We start from the raw sequence: 4215 nt of genomic DNA, 5'->3' as shown, positions 1-4215 counted from the left end.
GGTAGGCGGCGTAGACCTTGCGGTAGTCGTGGCCGCCGCGCTTGAGGTTCCATATCTCGGAGTCGGACATCTGCTCGACGAGCGCCTTGGTGCGTGGATCGCGGCCGAAGAAGTGATCGCGCACGTAGGCGCCGTCGTTGGCCTTGTAGGTCTGATAGTCGCCATCAGGGGTGGTGTTCATCAGGTTCACCAGTGCGCCGTCACGGTCGGCCTGCAAAAGCACGTCCCACTCGCGGCCCCACACCACCTTGATCACGTTCCAGCCCGCGCCGCGGCAGAACGACTCCAGCTCCTGGATGATCTTGCCGTTACCGCGAACCGGGCCGTCGAGGCGCTGCAGGTTGCAGTTGACGACGAAGGTCAAGTTGTCCAGCGCCTCGTTGGCGGCCACCTGGATCAGGCCGCGGCTTTCCGGCTCGTCCATCTCGCCGTCGCCCAGAAACGCCCAGACGTGCTGATCCGAGGTGTCCTTGAGGCCGCGGTCGTGTAGGTAGTGGTTGAACCGGGCCTGATAGATGGCGTTCATCGGGCCCAGACCCATCGACACTGTCGGAAACTCCCAGAAGTCGGGCATCAACCGCGGGTGCGGATACGACGGCAGGCCGCCGCCGGGATGACTGTGCTCCTGGCGGAATCCGTCGAGTTGGTCGGCGCTCAGCCGTCCCTCCAGACATGACCGGGCGTAGATGCCGGGGGAGGCGTGGCCCTGAATGAAGACCTGGTCACCGCCGCCGGGATGGGACTTGCCGCGGAAGAAGTGGTTGAACCCGACCTCATACAGCGCCGCCGAGGATGCGTAGGTCGAAATATGGCCGCCCACACCGACTCCCGGGCGCTGCGCGCGGTGCACCATGATCGCGGCATTCCATCTGATCCAGGCCCGATAGCGACGTTCGACGTCCTCGTCACCGGGGAACCACGGCTCCATCTCGGTCGGGATGGTGTTGACGTAGTCGGTCGACGTCAGCGCCGGGATGGCCACCCGCTGTTCGCCGGCGCGTTCCAGCAGCCGCAACATCAGGTAGCGGGCGCGCGCCGGCCCTTGACGCGCCAAAAGCTCGTCGAAGGATTCCAGCCACTCGGCGGTTTCCTCCGGATCGATGTCCGGCAGGTAGGACGCGACGCCTTCGCGGATCACCCGCACTCGGTCGGGTTCGCTCGCGGAGGTGGGGTTTTTCGCCAGATCGTGGCGGACGAACTCGGTGGTCAACGCACTACTCCTAGGTAGGCGGCCGACCGGCTTGTGGCTGATCGAGCCGTCGCGGATTGCTGCGGCCCCGGTGGGGGCTGCCCCTATCGTGCCGCACCGGATCTGGGCGTGCGTAGCGCCCGGGTCGGCTGGCTGGCAACGCCGCGATCGCGGCGCTTGACGCTGCCTGTCGACCTCAACCGGTAACGTCGTGATCTGTGCGGATGGGATGGTTCGGCTGGCCCAGCGCTGCGCGCGCCGCGGGCTGCATCGCTGTCGTCTTGATGGCTGTCGTCGGCTGCACGACCGTCACCGACGGTTCACCGGGGGCCGATGTCGCGATGGCCCCGGCTTACCGCGCGTCCGTCTCCGCATCCGTCTCGGCCTCGGCGGCCACCTCGAGCATCAGGGAGTCGCAGCACCAGCGCTCGATCACGGTCGCGGCCGTGGTCAAAGCATGCGAATCGTTCGTCGTCAGCAGCAAAGAAGCCGTCGATCGGGTGAACGACTTCGTCGCCGCCTACAACCGGGGAGGCGACACTTCGGCCGCCGAGCAACCTGCGGTCGATGCCTTGACGCACAGCGCCGACACCGTCGAAAACGACAGCAACGGTCCGCTGTCGCGGCAATTGCGCGAGGCGCTCAACGCCTACAACGACGCTGCCCGCACCGTTGCGAACGCGATCCGCTCACACGTCGGGACCGACCAGTTCAATCAGCGCGTCAATCAGCTCAACGACGCCAAGGGCGAAGCTGTCAAACGTTGCCGGGCGTCCCTGTGAGTCGGCTGATGTGCAACGCTTCGCGCTATGGGACGATAATTTGCAACGCATGGCGTCTTTGACGCTCAAGTGGCTTGAAACTGACAAGGAGGTCGCACGGTGGTGGCCGCGGATGACGCCCCGAGCTTTGCCCGCAAACTGGGCATCCAACCAGGGCAGGTTGTCCAGGAGTGGGGTTGGGACGAAGACGCCGACGACGACATTCGCGCCGATGTCGAGGATGCGTGCGGCGGCGAGTTGCTCGACGAAGACACCGACGAGGTGGTGGACGTCGTACTGCTGTGGTGGCGCGACGATGACGGTGACCTGGTGGACACCCTGATGGACGCGATCACCTCGCTGGCCGATGACGGCGTGATCTGGGTGCTCACACCCAAGACCGGCAAGGCCGGCCACGTGCAGCCCGCCGAGATCGCCGAGTCTGCGCCGACCGCCGGCCTGATGCCGACCTCGTCGGTCAACCTCGGAGACTGGAGCGCCAGCCGTTTGGTGCAACCGAAGTCGCGAGCGGCCGGGCGTCGCTGATGCTGCCGGTAGGTAGCACCGCACCAGACTTCACGTTGCCCGACCAGAACCGACAGTTTGTCACTCTCAGCGACTTTCGCGGCGCCAAGGACGTGCTACTGGTCTTCTTTCCGCTGGCGTTCACCGGCATCTGCCAGGGTGAGCTCGATCAGGTTCGCGATCACCTGCCCGATTACGAGGACGACGACCGTGCGGTGCTGGCCATCTCGGTCGGGCCGGCGGCCACCCACAAGGTGTGGGCCACCCAAAGCGGGTTCCTGTTCCCGGTGCTCTCGGATTTCTGGCCGCATGGCGCGGTCAGCCAGGCCTACGGCGTGTTCAACGACGACGCCGGGGTCGCAAACCGGGGCACGTTCGTCATCGACCGGTCCGGTACGGTCCGTTTTGCCGAGATGAAGCAGCCCGGCGAGGTCCGGGACCAGCAGCTGTGGGTCGACGCGATGGCGGCGCTGAGCGCCTGAGCGCTTGGCCGGCGTTTTGGGCGTCGAGTGGTCGGGACGGTATCTTTGCCCGGCACGGGCGCGTAGCTCAGTGGTAGAGCTCTGGTTTTACACACCAGCGGTCGGCGGTTCGATACCGTCCGCGCCCACCAAGGTTTGTGTAGGAGTAACGAGCTCGCTCTTCGACGGCGGCGAGTCGGGCGTCGCGACGATTGCGGACGTGCCGGGGTCCGGGGCATCGAGTGTGCATCCTGGGCTTCGACTGTGCATCGTGGGCGGGAAAATCGCGAAAATCCCGCCCTGTGTTAGCACTCGAAGCCGTCAGTGCACACTCGAAGCCGTCAGTGCACACTCGACGCTGGCAGACGCAACGCAGCAAGCGGATGGCCAGCCGGCGAAGAGGCCTGTGACGTGAGTCTCAACCGTGGACAGAGCGTGGCGAGCGCCACATTTACTTCGCCTCCCTAATTAGGCAAGCTTGGTACATGACTTCGCAGCTGACTTCCAAGCGCACCGACAGCGACGTCCTGCCCAAGGACTTCGACGCCGCGACCGGGCCGATCTACCTGCAGCCGTGGTTCTGGTTGGCCATCATCGGCGCGATCGGCATGGTCGCCCTCACCATCACCATCTAGGGCCTACACCACCGCCAACCTGGGCAGGCGGACGCGCATCCCCCACAGGTAGAGCAGGCTGAACCGCCCGCCAGGGCGCGCAATAGCCATGGCGGAAATGCCATGGCCGCGACCCAGCGCGGGTGCTCGCGGACTGCGGGATCGAAGGCGACTCGGTCCAGTGGCGACGTCGACTCGCGCACCTGGAGCGTGGTGCCCAACCGCCGGGTGTCCCGATATACCGCTTCGGCGGCCGCCGGATTCAGCAGGTGGCGACTCGTGTGACTGGTCGCTTCATCGTTGGCCGGGCTCCATGGGCCGAGTCGCCCACGTATGAGACGCTGCCGGAGTGATCGGCACCGCGCGACGTCTCCGAGTCTCGGGCGTGCTGTTGGGGTATCTGGCCGATCTCCTACTGGGCGACCCGCGATTGTGGCATCCGGTGGCGGGATTCGGTGCTGCGGCAGGATCGCTCGAGCGGGTCACCTACCGCGACAGCCGGGCGGCCGGCGCGGTCCACGTCGCTATCCTGGTCGGTGCGGTGAGCCTGGCGGGTGCCGTGCTGGAGCGGCGGGCCCGGCGCTGTGGTGCATTCGGCTCGGTCGTGGCGACCGCGGCGGCCACCTGGGTCGCTCTCGGCGGAACATCGCTGGCGCGCACCGGAT

At 66.3% G+C, this 4215-nt stretch carries 5 protein-coding genes, 1 tRNA gene and 2 pseudogenes; 6 read left to right on the top strand and 2 right to left on the bottom strand.

The features are described from left to right. Positions 1-1210: pseudogene (locus AC2VOU_RS06630) on the bottom strand (pyruvate dehydrogenase (acetyl-transferring), homodimeric type); the annotation flags it as partial. Positions 1211-1413: 203 nt separating this feature from the next. Here AC2VOU_RS06630 and AC2VOU_RS06625 point away from each other — a divergent pair. From AC2VOU_RS06625 to AC2VOU_RS06605, 5 genes are all read left to right on the top strand, one after another. Then, entirely contained in the window at positions 1414-1971 is a 558-nt protein-coding gene (locus AC2VOU_RS06625) for a hypothetical protein (protein ID WP_486956650.1), read from the top strand. A gap of 99 nt (positions 1972-2070) precedes the next feature. Continuing rightward, positions 2071-2496, top strand: a complete 426-nt coding sequence (locus tag AC2VOU_RS06620; protein ID WP_486956649.1) for a DUF3052 domain-containing protein — start codon at positions 2071-2073, stop codon at positions 2494-2496. Continuing rightward, the gene (locus AC2VOU_RS06615) at positions 2496-2957 is read left to right on the top strand and encodes a peroxiredoxin (RefSeq protein ID WP_486956648.1); all 462 of its coding nucleotides are present in this window, start codon (positions 2496-2498) and stop codon (positions 2955-2957) included. The genes AC2VOU_RS06620 and AC2VOU_RS06615 overlap by 1 nt, the downstream gene beginning before the upstream one ends. A gap of 56 nt (positions 2958-3013) precedes the next feature. Then, positions 3014-3088: transfer RNA gene (locus AC2VOU_RS06610), tRNA-Val, on the top strand. 333 nt (positions 3089-3421) lie between these two features. Then, entirely contained in the window at positions 3422-3571 is a 150-nt protein-coding gene (locus tag AC2VOU_RS06605; protein ID WP_486956647.1) for a hypothetical protein, read from the top strand. 65 nt (positions 3572-3636) lie between these two features. Here AC2VOU_RS06605 and AC2VOU_RS06600 read toward each other — a convergent pair. After that, positions 3637-3816: pseudogene (locus AC2VOU_RS06600) on the bottom strand (oxygenase MpaB family protein); the annotation flags it as partial. 83 nt (positions 3817-3899) lie between these two features. Here AC2VOU_RS06600 and AC2VOU_RS06595 point away from each other — a divergent pair. Continuing rightward, a partial coding sequence (locus tag AC2VOU_RS06595; RefSeq protein WP_486956646.1) for a cobalamin biosynthesis protein occupies positions 3900-4215 on the top strand: 316 nt, incomplete at its 3' end.

It is taken from the genome of Mycobacterium sp. TH-M25, from assembly GCF_057473665.1.
Note: the sequence above shows the minus strand (reverse complement) of the source record. Positions and strands in the feature narration are given on the sequence as shown.